We start from the raw sequence: 20,984 nt of genomic DNA, 5'->3' as shown, positions 1-20,984 counted from the left end.
ATTAGCATATCTGCAAGGGGTTTTTTGTTTAAATATTAGATTGTGTTAAGTATTGATCACGAAAGTTTAGAATATGATCAACTGCTAATTGATAACCTGTTTTATCACTAGATTGTACAGATTTAACTTTTTTAATATTTTGTTCATAATATGGTAATGCTGCTAGCATGTCCAGCACAGTTTGTTTTAATTGCTCTGGCGTTATATCTTCTGTATTTAATTGACGACCAATATTTAACTTTTCAATCTGCTGGGCGACAACAGGTTGGTCGGCACTTTGCGGAAAAGCTAACATCGGCACGTCCATCAACATAGATTCGTTTGTACTATTCATGCCTGCATGGGTTAAGAATAAGGCAGTATGTTGTAATAACTCTGTTTGAGGAACGTACTGTGCAACGGTAAAGTTAGATGGTATCATATCAAAATCTTCGAGTTGATTACGATAACCAATTGAAACGACGAATGAAGCATCAATATCTGCTAACGCCTTAAAGCAATGATTGAAAAAAGTAGCATTTTGGTTGAAAACTGTCCCGAGGGAAATATAAATGACTGGACGCGTTGTATCGATTTGGTCCATAAATCCAGAAACATTAGGTTTAAGTACTGAAGGTCCAACAAATTTATAATCATTTGGATCAAAAGTATCATAATTGATTTGGAAACCTTTCATCACATAAGCAATGTTAATATTTCCCGGGTTATTCATGACTTCAAAACGTGAAGGAACAGTGACATTATATGTGCTCTCTACGTGATTTTTTAATACTTCAAATGTTTCGTCAGCTTGTTGGATTTCCTCAGCATTCACGGTAGAAGTTAAATGATTTATAAATGTATCAAATGTTGCTTTTGTATGTGCGAAAGACGAAACAGATGAAACAGATGGTAAATTTAATTTCTGTGCAAGTATATAGCCACAACTAAACATAGAATCATGAATCATATAATCAAAATGTTCATTTTTAGTTTCTCTTAAAATGCGTGGAACAATAATATCTACTGTTCTCAATAAGCCATTAATGACATTAAATAAGTGATGATTTTCATGATGAGTGAATGCACTCATCATAGCTTCTGTAGGTAATGTTCTAATTTCAGCGCCTGTTTCACTTAATTTATCTTTGTACAAATCACTTGCATAATAAACGACTTCTTCGCCACGTTTCACTAATTCTTTAACAACTGCAATGGTTGGATTAACATGCCCAGCAGAACCTGGGTTAACAAATAATATTTTTGCCAATATTGCGCCTCCTTGTATGTTGTGAGGCCGTGACCTCAATAAAGTCTCGGTATCTCGACATCAATATGATATAGGTAGTAGATGATAAAGCGCACTTTTTATACACGAGTTTGGCTCATGAATCACTTACTTACGAAGAGGAGTAGAACTTATGTAAGCACCTTAGCACTTATATCCCCTTTTATGCTTTAGCGATTGCTACTTATACATGGGCTCATGCCTATGTCATCTTTTAGCCATAGCAAAACGTATACATAACCTTGAGCTCGTATAGTCTTCTATAAAGACGAGTAATACTTATATAAGCGATTCATCTTTTGTAACACGTCTTAGTCATCTAGCCTTGGCGGGGCGGCATCATCATTTTAGAAAATGTGACTTTTGCCCTGCTCTGATATAATTTTAGCAAAAGATATTTAAAACAAAAAGATTTTGTATTTATTATTTAGATTTTAAAATATAAATGATTTTTAAATAAAGATGAAATGAGGTTTATAACCGAAATAACATCCGTTTTAAAAAGATAAATAAGGCGGATAAATACTATTTTGTCAGTATTTAATGTTGTTTTCTTACTTTATACATTAATGTTAGAAAATTATACTAAATAAATTTTAAAAATAGCTTGTCATCCTTAATAAGAGTTGATATAATTTATCTTGTGCTTAAGAGAGGCTCCTTGGTCAAGCGGTTAAGACACCGCCCTTTCACGGCGGTAACACGGGTTCGAGTCCCGTAGGAGTCACCATTTTTTTAGGTCTCGTAGTGTAGCGGTTAACACGCCTGCCTGTCACGCAGGAGATCGCGGGTTCGATTCCCGTCGAGACCGTATTGCCCATCCAATAGGATGGGCATTTTTTTATGTGGTTTGAACATAAAACATGTCAAACTTGAACCAGATATGGGAAGTAAACGACTGAGATAAAAATACGCTTATAACAAGCTTTCGAAAAGCGACACTTATTACGGGCTTAAGCTCATGCCATCTTTTATGAATTTTGATAGTGTTTGCCAAGACAGACCAACGCACTCATTTTAGTGAAATATATTTTACTTGGTTACCATCTTGCTATAACGCTTTTTTATACAATTAAAATCAAAAAGGTTAAACTAGAAAATAATAAGTGGGATAAACGTGAGGTGAGACGATGACTGTAGATCCAAAATTAAAGGATTTAGATATGCTAGATACCATCAGTGAACGACACGGTGAATTACGAAATATTATAGAAACTAAAGCAAACGACATCAATGGCATACACAATTCTAGTTCTGAATGGTATATCATGGCTAAACTATATGAAAGCACATTAACATTTGTAGAAGTAACACAAGCTGTGAATTTAACGAGACAAGCTATTCATAAATCAATTAAACAATTAGAAGAAAAAGAATTGGTTAAAGTTAAAAATATGACCCATAATAAAAAAGAAAAATGTGTGTCACTGACATATCAAGGCATCAAATGTATAGAACACTATATGACTTATAAACAATCAATTGAAACACATATTGAAGCGATGATAGGTCCCGAGCAATTCCAGACTTTTAAAATGATTTTACAACAAGATTGGCAACTCAAAGACTTAAAAAAGAATGACCCTAAATAAATGAAACGAATGAAGTATTGAACCATTTCATAAAATGTGGCTTCAATACTTTTATTTTTAAATTTATTATCGTCAACTTAGTTGACAATAATTATAAAATTTTGCTACAGTAAGTAAGTTGATTATTCAAGGACATTGCTTTGAAGCAACTAAAATATCTATACATACCAATGAAAATGGCAATGTATAAATTTCAAAATTCAAATTGTGAATGTTCAATCATACAAATAAATTTGAATGGTAATATAGGAATAAGTTATGAACATAGAGGTTTTTAAAAAGAATGATTACTAGTCATATCGTGTACCAATGCATTACGTATACATATTAAGCATTCTTAAGTCTCTCAATGATACTTATACTTCATTTGACCATTAAAAGGAGTATATTAAATGGCTACACAAGTAAAAGTAAAAAATCCAAAAATGTACGCACTCGTACTTATGATTGGTGGATTTATGGGTCTGTTTAGTGAAACAGCGTTAAATATGGCTTTAACAGATATTATGACAGATTTCCAAGTTTCAGCTGCAGTCGTGCAATGGCTTACGACGGGGTACTTGCTCGTAATGGCTTGCTTAGTCCCCGCATCATCTTATTTAATTAAATGGTTTAATACCAAACAACTGATTATTACTGGTATTCTGTTATCATTATTAGGTGTCATTATTGGTGCACTCGCACCGAGTTTCGGATTCCTTTTATTAGGACGTATCGTACAAGCACTCGGTACAGGGATTTTATTACCAATCATGGTAACAGTATTAATGCTTATATTCCCTATAGAAAAACGGGGCGCCGTAATGGGAATCATGGGACTGGTTATTACTGCTGGACCAGCTCTTGGACCAACGCTTTCAGGTGTTATTATTTCTGCTTCAAGTTGGCATTTTATTTTTTGGATTAGTGCTATTTTATATATTATTGTATTATTATTAGCTATTTCGAAGGTAGAAAATGTAGGCGAAATTACAAAACCTAAAATCGATATCATTTCTATTGCTTTATCTACGGTAGGGTTTGCAGGGTTAATTTTTGCATTAAGTTCTTTAGCAGAAGCCTCTTTTACAAATATCATAGTATGGCTACCACTACTTATAGGCGTCGTTGCATTGGCAATCTTTATTGCACGTCAATTTAAAATCGATTCGCCCATGTTAAATTTAAATGTGTTCAAATATCCCATGTTTGTTTTAGGTACTGTAATGGTTTTTGTAACTATTTTATGCGTACTTTCTATGGGTATCTTACTCCCACTTTATTTAAAGGGCGCTTTGCTATTTAATTCCATTATAGCCGGTTTAATCTTATTGCCAGGTAATGCTATCAATTTAGTATTATCACCTGTGGTAGGGTCTTTATTCGATCGATTCGGCGCAAGATATTTTGGCATTATTGGATTTTTACTGATGTTTATTGCAGCGATGGCCTTTGCATTGATGATTTCAGTTTCTACCCCTGTTTGGGCTATTATTTTAGCGTTTATGGTGCTTTTCTTTGGTATATCTATGGTGATGATGCCAGCACAGACAAATGCTTTAAATCAATTACCTCATCACCTTTACGCAGACGGTTCGGCGACGATTACGACTTTAATTCAAGTGGCAGGTTCAGCTGGTACTGCCATCGCGATTACCATTTATACGACTGCGATGCATGCATTTGGTACAAACCATCCCAATGCTGAACAAGAAGTCATACTGGCGTACGGTATTCAATACGCATGCTTCTTTATTGTTGGATTGACAGTTATCGGATTTATCTTATCGCTGTTCGTTAAAAAAACTAAAAAAATATAACTCTATCAGTGATGCATATACAGGATCGAGGCCGTCATGTTTCAGTCATAACTAAAAGCATTAGAATGACAAAACATACGTCTTCTCTGATATGTATCACTTTATTTTTGCGCTATAGGCAATAAGGTCGAACAATGATATCATTTTATATAGACTGAATATGACTATAATTTATGATAATTACCCATTTAATAGTAAAAAATGTTATAATTTTACAATATACCAATTTTATTTTTTGTATAGAAAAATAGAATTAGCACGCTATAAATGGTAAATTATATTATAGAGAAATGCGTAGAAATTTATGTAAATGTACTACAATTTAGAAATGAGGTTTATAAATATGGCTAGAAAAGTTGTGGTAGTAGATGACGAAAAACCAATTGCTGATATTTTAGAATTCAACTTAAAAAAAGAAGGCTATGAAGTATACTGTGCATACGACGGAAACGACGCAGTAGATTTAATATACGATGAAGAACCAGATATTGTCTTATTAGATATTATGTTACCTGGCCGTGATGGTATGGAAGTATGTCGCGAAGTCCGCAAAAAATACGAAATGCCAATTATCATGTTAACAGCAAAAGATTCTGAAATTGATAAAGTTTTAGGGCTAGAGCTTGGGGCTGATGACTACGTAACGAAACCATTTAGTACGCGTGAATTAATCGCACGTGTAAAAGCAAATTTACGCCGCCATTATTCACAACCAGCACAAGAAGTGAATGATGCGTCTAATGAAATTACAATCAAAGATATTGTTATCTACCCAGATGCGTATTCTATTAAAAAACGCGGTGCAGATATCGAATTAACACACCGTGAATTTGAGTTATTCCATTATTTATCTAAACATATGGGTCAGGTAATGACACGCGAACATTTATTACAAACGGTTTGGGGCTATGACTATTTTGGTGACGTACGTACAGTAGACGTAACAATTCGCCGCTTGCGTGAAAAAATTGAAGATGATCCATCTCATCCAGAATATATAGTGACACGCCGCGGTGTTGGATATTTCCTCCAACAACATGATTAGGGGATAGTGTTAAATGAAATGGCTTAAACATTTTCAATCGTTACACACGAAACTTGTTATTGTCTATGTATTGTTAATCGTAATCGGAATGCAGATAATCGGTTTATACTTTACCAATAGTCTAGAAAAAGAATTAACGCAAACATTTAAAAATAATATTTCGCAGTACGCGAAACAAATAGAAATCAATATTGAAAAAGTCTATGACGAAGATAACTCAGTTAATGCTCAAAAAGAAGTACAAAACTTATTAAATGAGTATGCGAATAGACAAGAAATAGAAGAAATCCGTTTTATTGATAAAGACCAAATTATTATGGCTACCTCGAAGCAGTCTACGCGCAGTCTAATTAATCAAAAAGCTAATGATAGTTCTATACAAAAAGCCTTATCTTTAGGGGAAATTAATAGCCATACGGTATTAAAAGACTATGGTAATGGTAAACAGCGTGTGTGGGTCTACAATTTACCAGTGAAGACATCAAACGATGGCACGATTGGTAATGTTTATATTGAAGCAGATATAAACGATGTTTATAACCAATTAAGTAATATCAATCAGATATTTATTGTTGGGACAGGTATCTCTCTTTTAATCACAGTTATATTAGGTTTCTTTATTGCGCGCACAATTACCAAACCAATTACAGATATGCGTAACCAAACGGTGGAAATGTCTAAAGGTAATTATACGCAACGTGTTAAAATATATGGTAATGACGAAATTGGTGAACTCGCGCTAGCCTTCAATAACCTTTCAAAACGAGTACAAGAAGCACAAGCAAATACTGAGAGTGAAAAACGCCGTTTAGACTCAGTTATTACACATATGAGTGACGGTATTATCGCAACCGATCGCCGTGGTCGTGTACGTATTGTGAACGACATGGCATTGACAATGATGGGCATGAAAAAAGAAGACATTATCGGTCATTATATGTTAAACATGCTTAAATTAGAAGAAGACTTCTCATTAGATGAAATCCAAGAAAACAACGATAGTTTCTTATTGGATATCAATGAAAGTGAAGGTATTATTGCACGTGTTAACTTCAGCACAATCGTACAAGAAACTGGGTTCGTGACAGGTTATATTGCTGTGCTCCATGACGTTACGGAACAACAACAAGTTGAACAAGAACGCCGTGAATTCGTAGCAAATGTGTCACATGAACTACGTACGCCATTAACCTCAATGAATAGTTATATCGAGGCCTTAGAAAGCGGTGCATGGAAAGACGATGAATTAGCGCCACAATTCTTATCCGTCACACGTGAAGAAACAGAACGTATGATTCGACTTGTAAATGATTTACTACAATTATCTAAAATGGACAATGAATCAGACCAAATCACTAAAGAAATTGTCGACTTCAATATGTTTATCAATAAAATTATCAACCGTCATGAAATGTCTGCTAAAGACACGACATTTGTCCGTGAAATTCCAAATCAAACTATCTTTACAGAAATTGATCCAGATAAGATGACACAAGTGTTCGACAATGTGATTACCAACGCAATGAAATATTCACGTGGTGATAAACGCGTCGAGTTTCACGTGAAACAGAACGCGCTTTATAATCGTATGACAATTCGTGTTAAAGATAATGGTATTGGTATCCCTATTAACAAAGTAGATAAAATCTTTGACCGTTTCTACCGTGTGGATAAAGCCCGTACACGTAAAATGGGTGGTACAGGTCTAGGACTAGCGATTTCTAAAGAAATTGTCGAAGCGCACAATGGCCGTATCTGGGCGAATAGTGTAGAAGGACAAGGGACGTCAATCTTTATTACACTTCCATGTGAAGTACTAGAAGATGGTGATTGGGATGCAGAGTAAAGAGTTGATTAAATCTATCATACTGTTTCTTTTAGTATTGATGAGCGCTATTTTAACGTATATGACATGGAACTTTTCACCTGATTTAGCGAACGTGGATAAAGATGATAATAGTAAGAAAGAAGCAAAATCAAATACAATTGGTAAACCTTTAGACCAAGGGATGTCTCAAGTGGTTACGCCATATCAAGTTATTCACTCTAAAGGCGAAAACACAGAAGGTATGGAAGCAACACGTAGCAATGTTGAAGAAACAATTCAGCCGTTAAAAAACCACCGCGTTTTACATGCTGAACAAATGCACAGTAACCATAATTTAATTATTCCAGATTTAAGCGATGAATTTTTAGTATTAGACTTTACGTATGATATGCCGTTAGCCACATACTTAGGACAAGTTTTAAATATTAATGCTAAAGTACCAAACAACTTTAAATTTGATCGTCTTTTAATCGATAATAATCAAGATGGTAAGATTAAACTTTATGCTATTAGTAAAGATAGACATAACGTCGTACGCATGACCACGACGGTTAAAGCAGATAAATTTTCACAAGCGATGAAAAAACAACAACAACAAATGCAACCATACACAGAAATTATTACGAATAAAGATACTATCGATAAGGCAACGCATATTTTTGCGCCTAAATCACCAAAAGGGCAAAAATCTTATCACACGATTTTTAATCGAATTAGTGTAGATACAATGAATTCTATTCTATTTAATGATTCAGTTGTTGTACGTAGTTCAAGAAGTGGTTCAGTGACTTACAATAACAATACAGGCGTTGCAAATTACAACGATGAAACTGAAAAATATCGCTATACGAATCTTTCAGAAGACGAAGCTCGTTCAAATAATATGCAAGACAGTATGCCAAGTACCTATGCATATATCAATAATCACGGTGGTTTTACCGATGATTTCAGATTATTCCACACCGATAATAAACGTGGTGAATTGACATATCAAATGTTCTTAAATGGTCGACCAACATTTAACGATGACGATTTAAACACATTAAAAGTGTCTTGGGGTAATAAAGGTATTTTTGGTTACGCACGTACACTATTAAAAGCCAATGTAACCATTGATAGTGGTGAAAAGGAAGTAGACTTGCCTGGTGCTGAAACGGTCCGTTCTGAACTAGCTAATAATCCTGAAATAGAATTCGAAAAGGTAACCAATATGACTATAGGTTACAGCATGGAGGATAAGAAAGATAACGGCGATATCGAAATTCAACGCAACAGTGAATTCAATCCACAATGGTATGTAGAGTACGATGGCCAATGGCTTGCATACAAAGATGGGGGGCTAGAATAAATGAACTGGAAACACACGAAAACCTTATTTATTTTTGTATTTATTCTAGTGAACATTAGCCTCATCATTATCTATATTGATAAAGTGAATAAATCACACATTAATGACAGCGCCGACGAAAACGCAGTTAACTTTAAACAAGAAAAAATTGAAATTCCTGATAACTTACCAACCGTTAAAAACATTAAAATGCAGTTGCTGACCGCGAGATCTAACGACTTTTCATCCTATGCTAAATCACGTTCACATGTAACAAGTGAAGATTCTGGTCAGAAAATCAAAGGTGATATTAACAATCCTATTGATGTCAGTAACGATCAATATACAGATTTAAAATCTTATGTTAAAGATAGTGTTTATAAAGGCAAAAATTATGAAATGAGTAAGATTGACGATGATCACGTCACATTCGAACAGACATATAACAATTTTCCAATAATGAATAATAGCAAAGCCAAACTTGAATTTAACATTAATGATGATGGCAAAGCTTCCAGCTATAGACAAACAGCCATGAAAACCATAGCGCCTTCAGAAGGTGCCAATAATGATAAGAAACAAGTAAACACAGCGAGAAGTGCAATTGAAGCACTCTATTACAATCGCTACCTCAAACGCAACGATGAAGTGACCAACATCCGACTGGGTTACTACACCGTCGTTAAAGAGCCTAACGTTCAAGTATTAGAAGCCAATTGGGAAGTCAAAGTTAAGCATGCAAATGAGTTCAAGACATACTACGTCGAAGCTATATCAGATAGCCCGAAAATTATTGAAGAATAATAAAAGTGATATTTTTGTAGTTTTTGCAGCGTGATTAAAAACATTGTGCAGTAGTATCAATCAGTTTTATAAAACTTGTATTAACCACTGACGATAAGAGAGCGGATATACGAAATTAAACGCATCATTTTTGATTTCTATACCGCTCTTTTTCTATAAAAATAGAGAAGCGGCATTTTAAAAATGAGCTGTTTTATTAAACAATAAACTCAGTTTAAGCATCAAAGTATGTTAAAATAGATTATTGTTAAATGATAATGTATGAATGTGCAAAAACACGAGACGATATCATGTTATAAAAATGAATTCAAAACACCTATAAATGGTGAAAAAGTGATAAGTACATATTTTAAAATTCATTTTAGCTATTATAAAAACATCAATAATTAGACGGAAGGCATGCTAAGGGCATATAAACCGTAGACTGCCTTTAAGCATATAAGCAAATAGGTTTATTAGATTAGAAAGGGTGAATCGCTTGATACGGATGAGTGTATTAGCGAGTGGTAGTACAGGAAACGCCACTTATGTAGAAAGTGATAAAGGTAGTATCCTTGTCGATGCAGGCTTAACAGGTAAAAAAATGGAAGCACTATTTGGACAAATCGACAAACAAATTAAAAATTTAAATGGCATCTTAGTGACACATGAACATTCAGACCATATCAAAGGCCTCGGTGTCTTAGCACGTAAATACGGCTTGCCCATTTACGCAAACGAAAAAACATGGTCAGCGATTGAAAAGAAAGACAGTAAAATTCCAATGGATCAGAAATTCATTTTTAATCCATACGATACAAAATCTATTGCAGGATTCGATATCGAGTCCTTTAACGTATCTCATGATGCCATAGATCCACAATTCTATATTTTCCATAATAATTATAAAAAATTCACGATACTTACTGATACAGGCTACGTTTCAGACCGCATGAAAGGTATGATTCAAGGTAGCGACGCTTTCGTATTTGAAAGCAATCACGACGTTGATATGCTGCGCATGTGCGGTTATCCATGGAAAACCAAACAACGTATCCTAAGCGATATGGGACACGTATCCAACGAAGATGCAGGACATGCAATGACAGATGTCATAACAGGCAGCACCAAACGCATTTACCTGTCCCATTTATCACAAGATAACAACATGAAAGACCTTGCCCGCATGAGTGTCGGCCAAGTCCTAAACGAACACGATATCGATACAGAAAAAGAAGTCCTCCTCTGCGACACAGACAAAGCACAAGCCACACCAATATATACACTATAGAAGCGCTTGGTCTCATAGGTTGTGGGACCTAGCGCTTCTTAATGCATTAGCCTCAGCTAATGTAAACCGTAGTTTAGTAGGGTTAACCAAAAAGTTTAGCGGTTCTTAATGCGTTTGCCAAGGACTAATGTAAATTCATATAAGATGTAGGACATAGCATTTCTAAATGTAGCCAACAGCAAGTTGTTGTAATCTTAAATTTGGCATAAGTTTAGTGATTTTTTAAGTAACGAATATATATTTAGTATCTATACAAATAAAATATGATAGAAGTCTTAGTCTATATTCCAATGAGAGTATAGGCTATTTTTGTGGTTAAGAAATTAAAACAAAAGATAATTGGAATATAAAATGATTTAAAGTAGGCTAATAACATAGTTATACATATATGCATTTATCTGATAATTTATAAACAGTGGATAACTTCGCTTATAGCATGAATAACTCAGACAAAATGTAAAAAAAACGTAAATTATGTGAATAAGTATGTAAGACCCCCAGTAACTTATCCACTAAATTATGCAAAGTTATCCAGAGGTGTGCACAATTAATATAGAAATACCCACATTATACACAGAGTTATCCACAAATAAACAAGTTATACACGTATAATTGTGAAAATAACGTAAATATTTTTAAATTATCGTATACATTCCTGTTATAATAAGAGGGAATAGTGTGAATAAGTGAATAACTTGTGGATAAGTATAATAACTACTGATTCTTAAAGCTTTTACAGGAGGCAAATAATGAAAATTACTATACTTGCAGTAGGTAAATTAAAAGAAAAATACTGGAAACAAGCAATAGCTGAATACGAAAAAAGACTTAGTGCTTATTCAAAAATAGAAATTATAGAAGTACCAGATGAAAAAGCACCTGAAAATATGAGTGATAAAGAAGTAGAACAAGTCAAAGAGAAAGAAGGCCAACGTTTACTAGCAAAAGTAAAACCACAATCTACAGTGGTAACTTTAGAAATTAAAGGGAACATGCTGGCGTCTGAAGGGTTAGCTAAAGAAATAGAAGGACGAATGACTAGAGGACAAAGCGACTTCACATTTATTATCGGTGGATCCAATGGTTTACACCAGGACGTCTTAAACAGAAGCAATTACGCCCTGTCATTTAGTAAAATGACTTTTCCACACCAAATGATGCGCGTCATCTTAATTGAGCAAGTCTACCGTGCGTTTAAAATTATGCGAGGGGAAGCGTATCATAAGTGATGCGGTTTTTGGATACTTTATTATTATTGGACTTTATTTTCTAAATTTATAACTGCTATCTCTAATAAAATGAGCAACTCATTTATTGTATGGTATAAGTAATCATTGTCTCTTAGTTTTTCATATTTTTTCATATCTTTAATAAATGATTTTACTTTGGTAATAGTTAGTTTATATGTTAATAATTCAGATTGGTTCATAAATGAACACCTCCATAAAAAAAGCAGACCAATAGGTCTGCTTTGAATATTTACTTAATTGTTTTCTTCACATATTTTTAAATATAAATCATTTAGGATTGGTAAAGCCTCATTAATTTCAATATTAGATGAATATATATCTTTTACTATTTGTACTATAGCAGAGTGATTTGGATTACCAACATCATAAAGTGGTAATTTAATATTTAAATTTATAGAAAAGCTTCGCTTACTATAAGTGTTTATCATGTATTCCTCTATTACAGGTGTATTTAGTATACCACAAATATAGAAGCTTTCATCTTCAGTAATATTTCTGCCTCTTTTATCTTGAGATATATACGGAGCATGTTTTGCAGGTATGGCCATCTTAGTTTCTCCCCAAGGGGTAGTTACAGGATTAGCTAATGATGCGCGCCACTTGCTGTTATCTCGAAATACAACTTTAAAAGGTGCATAAGTATAAATACCTATTTTAGATAATGAATAGAAGTCGTCACCTTTAGATATAAATTTGCTACGTTCAGATTGCTTTTCAATAACAGTTTTCTGATTCAACAGATATTTTGCAAGTTTTGGAGATGTATCTAGTAGTTCATTGATTGAAATGGATTGTTTTTTATTCATATTGTAAGGATAAATACAATATTGATTTCGATTTTCCAAAGAAAATCGTTCAATTGTGGGACCAGTTATCAAAGGCATAATATATTTAGTCTCTACGTTTAAATCTCCAATATGATTAACTTTATGCGTCGTATTATCAGAAGTCATATTAGTGAAAACAGCTTGATTAATATTTTCATTAATTTTGTTAAAGTTTAGCATATATACCTCTTTAGGTGTAAACTCTACTCCGCTTCTAGCTTTGTATTCATTGTTACCAATAACTTTAGCTAAATTTTGGATTTGTGTTGAATCGTTAGCAAATGTAAATCCACTTCTTTTATCATCTAATTTAACTAAGTATCCTTTGTTAAAATTGAAATAGTCTTTTACATCAGAAAAATAAGATTTTGAATTTATTTTTTCAATTTTAATTCCTCTTTTTTTAATAATTCTAGTAAAGGGTACACCTTTGGTGTAATCGATATGATTATTTTGAAAGTAGTAAGATAGGAAAGCATCTTTCATAGTTATAAAAGGATGACCAGCTTTTTCCCAGTCTTCAGCATATTGTAAATAAAATCTTTCATTTGTCTCTAAATCGATAATGAAGTTTCTGAATCCTTCATATGAATCTTGTGTCATCATCGTTTTTGGCATTAAAAAGGCTAAGATTCCATCTTTATTAAGTCTATAGCTCGCATTCACATGAGATATAAGAGCACAAATGTTTAAACTAATTGCACCCATGTATGTTTGACCACTAAATAAGTGTCTTTCTAAGGAAATAGATTTAATTTTTTCAGCATAGTTTTGAGGAAGATATTCCCACTTCACCCATGGAGGATTTCCTATTACAATATTTAAATCTTTAATAGATCCTGCTTTTAAAAAGTTAGAAATAATTCTTAACCAAATTCCATCCCAATGTTTACTTGATAATTCAGCAAGCTTTTGACATAATTCTTCGATTTTATTTTTTAAAGGAAGATTAACGGTTGTGTACTTAGAGATTTTACTAATCAAGTAACTTATTACTTCTTCTAATACGCCTACATTTAAAAGTTTTTGTGCTGTAATTAAAGTAGGAGTGAACTCATGGGATTCAACAAAATCTACTGGAAAAACAGCATTTAAATTACCTTCAATAGTTTCAATAGTGTTTACATAACATTCCACATCATCAAATTTCTGGATAGTAGGTATTATAGCTGAATCGCCTAAATAAACTGGAATTTCAAATGTAGTGTATTCGTCTATAAGCGGTGATATTGCTAACATATAACTAACGCGAGAAGTGAGTACATTCAAAGGGTTTATATCTATTCCTTTTACTCTTTCATATATTTCTTTTAGTAAATTTTCTTTCATCCTAGAATCCATTTCACTTAGATTATATTGATCAAAAATTTTATTTATTAGTGTAGTTATAAAAATTCCACTTCCACAAGTTGGATCAATAGCTTTCCATTGTTTTGAATCAATTCTATTGGTGGATTCTTGGACAACATTATCAGCTAACCAAGCTGGAGTGAAATATTCACCTAATGAGTGTCTAATTGATTTGGGCATTATTTCAATATATAATTCTTTAAATATATCAATTGAAGTATGCTCATGTAAGAATGTAAAAGTTGTATATTCTTCAATTTTTGAAATTAGATTATTAAATAATGAATACAATTCATAATCCCAGTGCGTATCTAAATGATACCAGCTAAAGAAATCGCCTTCTAATAAATTATAAATTCCATTGTCAGAAAAACTATATCCATCCTCAATTTTCTCTAGGAATGATCTCAATTCTTCGCTAGATACAACTGTTAAATCATTAAAATAGTTTATATTATTAGAATTAAATAGCTTTTTATTAAGTAATTTACAAGCTATAAGTTTTATGATTATTGCATAAGTTGTTTGTAGAGAGAAGAGGGCTATATATTCACTTCGAGCATCATTGATATTTGCTTCAAATAAATCAGATAGCTCATTTCTTCTTTTCATAATATCTTGGTTCTTACCCATGTCTGTTTCAGAAAGGTGAAATAATACTTGCCATTCTTTAAATAGCATCAAAGTTTTAATATCTAAATCTTGATTATAAAGTGACTGAAATAATTTATTAGCCAATTTCATAGAAATACTATGAGGACGCAATCCAAAGTCACTTGTAATATTTTGAGAGTTTAATTTTTTTGATTTTGAGAATATTAAAGCTTTAATTATTTCATCTATATCATTAGTGGTTATATTTTTAAAAGGTAAAATATTATATTTTTCATTTACATATCCAATTTTACCTATCTTTTTGCCGTCAGTAATAATCATAGTGGTTATATCATGTGTATCTTTTAATTGATTGAAATAATTAATTAATTGTTGTTGAGCTTTTTCTTGTTGTTTAAAGGTTTTTAGAGCATTAGGTTTTTTATATTCTACTAATAGTCCATTATGTTTCATATCAATTCTTCCTGTAAAATCTTGATTGAAGTCTTTACTCGTAAATTCCTTATCAAAGTGGAAATCATTAATATGAAAATTATTTTCAATCAAATTGTATATTTCAGTTTCGAAAATAGATGAAATGGTTGATTCATTCATGCTATCTTGAATTTTATTAAATAAATTATTCTTTAATCTTTCCAAATCTAAAGAATATTCTTTACTTTTAGTGATATTATAATATTTGCTTTCGATAGACATTTTTTTTCCTCCCAACATTCATATTTTATCATGAAATTTTGGGTTACAGTATTAAAATAAAATAATGACGTCAAGTTGGGATAATATCTCTATAGATTTTTATTTAATAAACCAATTATGTCTTGCCTTTGGATTAAGGGGATGCATGATTTCATTGGTTGCTGGGTTCATGAGTTGTTTCACTTTCTTCTTATGTAGTTTCAACATTTCCAATACTTCATTGACGCGTGCTTCAACAACGGGTTTTTTAGCGTAAGCACCCCAAGCTAATATTACTACATCTGATTCTTTCACAGCTTTCATAATTTGAATATCTGTATGCTTATCATAGGCATTTTCTTCTAAATGTTTGAGATTTATAGGGGTTGTAATATTAGAGTATAGATTCACAAAATTGATTGACCCAAATTCATCCATTTCTGACACTTTGTTTATAATGAGTTGGGTTGTTAGGTCAATATTGAGAATGCCATCATAGTGCGGATACATCGTGATGATTGTAAGTGTTTGTTTTTCACTGTCCCATGTCTTTGTTAGTAAGTAGCGGTGAGTTCTCTTTTCGTCAAATATTGCAGTAGTGACAAGTGTATTTGTGATATTTTCCATTGATTTTATCTCCTTAATATTCATTTGGTAATAACATAATGTAATAAGAAAGGTCTACATCATCTTCACGGATAATGTAGACCTTATTGATATTGATAGGTTGATTGATATTTGCCTTTTGAGTTTTCACATACGCTGGTCGTTCTTGTTTGTGTTTGATATATAATTGATTGCGATGTGTATTGAACTGGAATATATGAAAATAATCTACTAAGGTATTATCTTTGGTTTGTTCTTGTTCTCGCTCAGATACGAGTTGCCATAATTGGTGTTGTAAGATATTAGGTAAGTTGTTGGCGATACCCCGGGTGATATATCTATTCATAAGAGACTTCCTTTCGTTCTGACTCTTTCATCCAAATGATGATTTCACTTAGTATTGTAATGACTAATTGTGTAATTTTGATGTATTTATGCATATTATTGTCCTCCTGTTAGTAAGTACCGTTGATCCAAAAGGGGCATGACTGTGTTGTGTAGATATAAGAAATCCATATCGTTATTTTCATCGATATAGCCGATGGCTATAAGCTGTTTCTGATAGTAGAGGATGAAGGGATAGATATTACTTTCGTGAAGTGTGTCAGAGTAGTAAGTATAGGTTTGAAGTATTTTATCACTAAGTGGACCAAGTCTTACATATTGATTGGGTAAGATATCATCAGCGATTTCTTCGATGGATTCACATTCCCATTTTTCATCCCTTGGCAGATTGAATAAGTTGGTTATATAGTGCTTGAGTTGTTTTTCTAATGTCATTGTTATGACCTCCTAATGTATTGGATTGACGTATACATGTGATACATCATTTTGATAATATAAGTTTGAAATGCCATTTGTTTCGGTTTGAAATCCCACTGAAATATAGAAAATATCCCAATCGAAAGTCATGACAATTGTTGGTATGACAAGGAAATCCCGTTATCCCGCTCATTTCTCGGGAAATATAGCTATATATTTATATATCATTTGGATTTGGTGGTGTTATTACGACTTACTTTTTCTTTTTATATTATTTATTTATAAATAATAACGGGATTTTGGGATTACGCTTGCGTAATCCTTCTCCCATATGAAGTTAGCCAATCCCGTTACTATCCCACTCATATTTTATTTTGGGATGTTCTTTCGTTATATCAATATAAGCTTCACATTGAGATATGACTGGTTAGCGTGTTGAATATATTTGTTAGATGAGTGTTATTGAATGACGAAAGGACAGTACATAGATATTAGATTTGAAGAAAGAGCGTTTGAGGCAAAAACAAAGACGAAGTGCTGAGGAGCACTTCGTCTAGATTGGTATTATTGAAAAGTTGTTTAATAATTTCATTATTGAGCTTGAGAGTGACATAGAATTGCTTTTTATGATTCTCATCTTTACGAATATCAATACGGTCAATAACCGTTAGGTACAAAGCTTTGAGCTGTGATTTATCCATGGATTCTATATTTTGAAATATTCGTTGTAATAGCGCAGCGATTTGTTTCGTATCATAAGATGGTTTCTCTTGATTTTGTTGTTGCTTAAGTTGATTGATTTGAGTTGTGATGTCATTGAGTTGTTTTTCATACTGATGAATCGTATTTTTAAGCACAGATGTTAAGTCTGGATTATCTTCAAGCGTTTTTATCAAGTTATCTAATTTGATTTGGACCTCATCATATTGTTGTTGCTTATATGCGATATCATGATTGAGTGCAGACGTATCAATTTGATGTTCTTGATTGACACGCTCAACGACTTGCTTGATAACCTTGTCGCTTTTAACAATTTCGAGTATTTGATCCATAACATATTTTTCAATTACATCGGCTCTGACACTATTCGCAGAACATACTTTTGACCCTTTATTACGAAAGTTACTACACGAATAGTAGCGAATGCGTTTTTTAGTACCATCTTTAAGTGTATTAACTGTTGTGCTCGCAGACATTGAAGCAGAACATTGGGGACACGAAATTAATCCAGTTAAAATATTGGTTCCTTTACCATGAACTTGTGGTTTTTCACTTACTTGTTTTTTACGTGCTTGGACTTTATCCCATAATGATTGGCTAATAATAGGGGTGTGTTTGCCTTCGGCGATTACTGGTTTATCATTCAAGCCTTTACGACGTTTATCATTCCAATCTTTGTATTTCGCGAATTGAATTTTACCAATATAGAATGGGTTTGAGAGAATATAAGTAACAGCTGAAATACTAAAAGGATTACCTTTCTTAGTGACATAACCTTTATGATTGAGTGCGTTGGCAATTTTACGATAACCATGACCTTTGGCGTAAGATTCAAAAATATATTTCACAATATTAGCTTCATGCTGATTAATCATCAAATCTTTTTTATTATCTGGTATGTTATTATATCCTAAAGGAAGATTACCTTGGTAATAGCCTTCTAAGGCTCTTTGATGTTGTCCGGTGTAAATATTCTCTAAAATGGTATTTCTTTCAAATTCGGAAAAACTTGCAAGTATTTGTAACATGAGTTTACCAGAAGAAGTGTTGACTTCCATACGCTCAGACAAACTGAAAAATTCGACATTTTGTTTATGCAAATCTTCGACAATTTTGAGTAAGTCTGATGTATTACGTGCGAGTCGATTTGTTTTATACACCATAACACAATCAATATGACCTTTATTCGCATCATGTAACATACGTTGAAGTGCAGGGCGGTTCATAGACTTTCCTGAAATACCACGATCAGCGTATATATCTTTGACTTCGAAATGATGGAAGTTACAATATTCTTTGATTTGATTGATTTGACCGTCGATACTATAACCCTCTGCACTTTGCATTTCTGTTGATACGCGGACATAGATACCGACACGTTTTTGTTTGAGTTGTTGCATGATTTTTTCATCCTTTCTGATTAAGCAATCGATGATTGTGCTGTTTGATTGACGATGTTTAAGGGCTCATTTTTGAAATAGATACCTGTAAGCGTTTTACTTTTGGTAATATGAATTTCATCGATGTAAGGGTACAACATGTTTAACGTGAAACGTTGTTGAATGACATTTTGTAAAGCCTTTCGAATTTGATGCGTATGGATTGATGATATAGGTTTGGATTGTTGACATAATGATTGCGTTTGTTCTCTGAACGTTTCTGCATCAATCATACCTTTGGCAAGTTTATCTATCAGTTGTTCTTGAGTTAGCATACTTTTAGCTTCTATCACTCTTTGTTTTTTGAGGCGTTGATGAATCGCATTATTAATTTTTGAATAGAGCTGTTGGTTTTGAAAGAAGTTCTGACATGTTGCTAAGACTTGAACTTCTAATTCTTGTGCATTTATCCCTTTGAATGAACAGACAAAGCGAGATTCATTCATATTTTTAGGACAAACATAATATCGCAATGTATGTTCTTTTTTTCTTATCGTCATATTTGTCAGCGTTGAGTCACAACAAGGGCATTTGATCTTTTGTTTGAGTAAATTAGCAGAAGGCGTGCGCTGAACTTGTTTATTTACTCGTATTGCTTGAGCATTTTTATACATTGCTTTACTGATAATAGATGGGAACATATTATCAAAAGTGCCGTATTTGTTATTCACACGTCCACAGTAATTAGGGTTCATAATAATGTTACGTACTTGATATGGTTTTCGGTTGATTAACTTATTATCTTTTTCCAAATATTGTGCAATCTTTTTGTAACCATACCCTTGAAGATAGTATTTGAATACTGCAGTCACCGTTTGTGCTTCTCCTGGGTTGATCACAAATGTGCCTTTATAATAATGATATCCAAAAGGTGCATGTGTGGTAATCAGTTTACCTTGACGTGCTTTTTCTTTTATTCCGTTGCTTACTTGTTCACCAATATTATTTGACTCAAGTTCAGCTAATGAAATGAAGATATTGAGTTTTAGACGATCAAATGATTTGTTTAAGTCAAAATAGCCATCGTTAACACTCAAGATATCTACATTGTACTGCTGGCATAATTTAATTAATTTTAGCGCATTTTTCAAATTACGATGAAGTCGATTCAGGCGATAACAGCATAATACGTCACATTGTCCCTGTTGAATCAGTTCAGTAATTTGTTTGTAACCATTGCGTTTATCAGTGCGTCCTGATTGCTTATCGCTATAAAAGGTAATGTGTTGAATATTATGCTTTTCGGCTAATGCCTTGATGGTTTGTTTCTGGGTTGAGAGTGATTGTTGTTTGAGTGTACTTTGACGTAGATAACCTATTGCTTGTTTCATCCTGTTTCCTCCTTCCAAATTGATAATATATATTTATGAACGAATTTATAGTTAAGCCCAACACCAGTAAGGTGTTGGGCGTTATTATTAGTCATCAGCGTGATTGATTTCTTCAATCACTAAATCAGCGAGTAATGTGATTAATTCGTCCATGTTCATCCTCCCAATTGACTTTGACAGTAGTAAAGGTGTTATACCAACATTGAAAATATTGTAATAAGTTCGATATCTCGTTTTGAGCAAAGTTTTTTTAATTCGGGATAGTCGTGGTGTAAGCCCCAAAATACAATTCTTTCAGTTTTGATATGATTATCTTTAATATCATCTACCAAGGTACTTTCTTCGTCGTAGACTTTAGCAATTTTATAACCATGTTTTTTACAATATGTTCTTAGAGTATCAATAGGTTCGTCCAAGTAGTCTTCTCTTTCATCTGTAATATTATGTGCTAATGCAATTACGTTCATAATTTTTTCC

At 33.0% G+C, this 20,984-nt stretch carries 17 protein-coding genes and 2 tRNA genes; 10 read left to right on the top strand and 9 right to left on the bottom strand.

What is annotated here, in order from left to right:
- Window positions 1-28: 28 nt before the first annotated feature.
- Window positions 29-1,249: a macrolide family glycosyltransferase gene (locus IEU88_RS05815; RefSeq protein WP_103373110.1), complete on the bottom strand. Its 1,221-nt coding sequence runs from the start codon at window positions 1,247-1,249 to the stop codon at window positions 29-31.
- A 673-nt stretch (window positions 1,250-1,922) separates the two neighbouring features.
- Here IEU88_RS05815 and IEU88_RS05810 point away from each other — a divergent pair.
- From IEU88_RS05810 to rlmH, 10 genes are all read left to right on the top strand, one after another.
- Window positions 1,923-1,997 (top strand) — tRNA-Glu (locus IEU88_RS05810).
- Window positions 1,998-2,005: 8 nt separating this feature from the next.
- Window positions 2,006-2,078, top strand: a tRNA-Asp gene (locus IEU88_RS05805).
- A 319-nt stretch (window positions 2,079-2,397) separates the two neighbouring features.
- Window positions 2,398-2,859, top strand: a complete 462-nt coding sequence (locus IEU88_RS05800) for a MarR family winged helix-turn-helix transcriptional regulator (RefSeq protein ID WP_103373109.1) — start codon at window positions 2,398-2,400, stop codon at window positions 2,857-2,859.
- A 392-nt stretch (window positions 2,860-3,251) separates the two neighbouring features.
- Window positions 3,252-4,658 carry a DHA2 family efflux MFS transporter permease subunit gene (locus tag IEU88_RS05795; protein ID WP_103373108.1) on the top strand — a complete coding sequence of 469 codons (1,407 nt, stop codon included), beginning with the start codon at window positions 3,252-3,254 and terminating at the stop codon, window positions 4,656-4,658.
- Window positions 4,659-5,001: 343 nt separating this feature from the next.
- Entirely contained in the window at window positions 5,002-5,703 is a 702-nt protein-coding gene (gene yycF / locus IEU88_RS05790) for a response regulator YycF (RefSeq protein ID WP_096807959.1), read from the top strand.
- A gap of 13 nt (window positions 5,704-5,716) precedes the next feature.
- Window positions 5,717-7,549: a cell wall metabolism sensor histidine kinase WalK gene (walK, locus tag IEU88_RS05785; protein ID WP_103373107.1), complete on the top strand. Its 1,833-nt coding sequence runs from the start codon at window positions 5,717-5,719 to the stop codon at window positions 7,547-7,549.
- Window positions 7,539-8,879: a YycH family regulatory protein gene (locus IEU88_RS05780; protein WP_096807961.1), complete on the top strand. Its 1,341-nt coding sequence runs from the start codon at window positions 7,539-7,541 to the stop codon at window positions 8,877-8,879. Before walK ends, IEU88_RS05780 begins: the two co-directional genes overlap by 11 nt.
- A complete protein-coding gene (locus tag IEU88_RS05775) occupies window positions 8,880-9,662 on the top strand; it encodes a two-component system regulatory protein YycI (protein WP_096807962.1) in 783 nt (260 codons plus the stop codon).
- Window positions 9,663-10,131: 469 nt separating this feature from the next.
- A complete protein-coding gene (locus IEU88_RS05770) occupies window positions 10,132-10,932 on the top strand; it encodes an MBL fold metallo-hydrolase (protein ID WP_096807963.1) in 801 nt (266 codons plus the stop codon).
- Between the two features lie 749 nt (window positions 10,933-11,681).
- Window positions 11,682-12,161: a 23S rRNA (pseudouridine(1915)-N(3))-methyltransferase RlmH gene (rlmH, locus tag IEU88_RS05765; RefSeq protein WP_103373106.1), complete on the top strand. Its 480-nt coding sequence runs from the start codon at window positions 11,682-11,684 to the stop codon at window positions 12,159-12,161.
- A gap of 23 nt (window positions 12,162-12,184) precedes the next feature.
- Here the strand turns inward: rlmH and IEU88_RS05760 are convergent, their stop codons facing one another.
- The 8 genes from IEU88_RS05760 to IEU88_RS05725 form a co-directional block, all read right to left on the bottom strand.
- Window positions 12,185-12,361, bottom strand: coding sequence for a hypothetical protein (locus tag IEU88_RS05760; RefSeq protein WP_160148673.1), 177 nt, complete (start codon window positions 12,359-12,361; stop codon window positions 12,185-12,187).
- 54 nt (window positions 12,362-12,415) lie between these two features.
- Window positions 12,416-15,670, bottom strand: a complete 3,255-nt coding sequence (locus IEU88_RS05755; RefSeq protein ID WP_115359541.1) for a DNA methyltransferase family protein — start codon at window positions 15,668-15,670, stop codon at window positions 12,416-12,418.
- A 99-nt stretch (window positions 15,671-15,769) separates the two neighbouring features.
- Window positions 15,770-16,276, bottom strand: coding sequence for a DUF1643 domain-containing protein (locus IEU88_RS05750; protein ID WP_103372981.1), 507 nt, complete (start codon window positions 16,274-16,276; stop codon window positions 15,770-15,772).
- A 13-nt stretch (window positions 16,277-16,289) separates the two neighbouring features.
- On the bottom strand, window positions 16,290-16,601 hold the full coding sequence (locus IEU88_RS05745) for a DUF960 family protein (protein ID WP_011302036.1): 312 nt from the start codon (window positions 16,599-16,601) through the stop codon (window positions 16,290-16,292).
- 95 nt (window positions 16,602-16,696) lie between these two features.
- The gene (locus IEU88_RS05740) at window positions 16,697-17,035 is read right to left on the bottom strand and encodes an SAUGI family uracil-DNA glycosylase inhibitor (protein ID WP_103372980.1); all 339 of its coding nucleotides are present in this window, start codon (window positions 17,033-17,035) and stop codon (window positions 16,697-16,699) included.
- A gap of 473 nt (window positions 17,036-17,508) precedes the next feature.
- On the bottom strand, window positions 17,509-19,137 hold the full coding sequence (gene ccrB, locus IEU88_RS05735; RefSeq protein WP_078073162.1) for a cassette chromosome recombinase CcrB: 1,629 nt from the start codon (window positions 19,135-19,137) through the stop codon (window positions 17,509-17,511).
- 20 nt (window positions 19,138-19,157) lie between these two features.
- A complete protein-coding gene (gene ccrA / locus IEU88_RS05730; RefSeq protein WP_103372979.1) occupies window positions 19,158-20,507 on the bottom strand; it encodes a cassette chromosome recombinase CcrA in 1,350 nt (449 codons plus the stop codon).
- Window positions 20,508-20,698: 191 nt separating this feature from the next.
- Window positions 20,699-20,974, bottom strand: a complete 276-nt coding sequence (locus IEU88_RS05725; protein ID WP_103372978.1) for a recombinase family protein — start codon at window positions 20,972-20,974, stop codon at window positions 20,699-20,701.
- Window positions 20,975-20,984: the final 10 nt, after the last annotated feature.

This window comes from Staphylococcus nepalensis (assembly GCF_014635045.1).
GTDB classification, from domain to species: domain Bacteria; phylum Bacillota; class Bacilli; order Staphylococcales; family Staphylococcaceae; genus Staphylococcus; species Staphylococcus nepalensis.
This window is presented reverse-complemented; position numbering and strand designations above follow the sequence as displayed.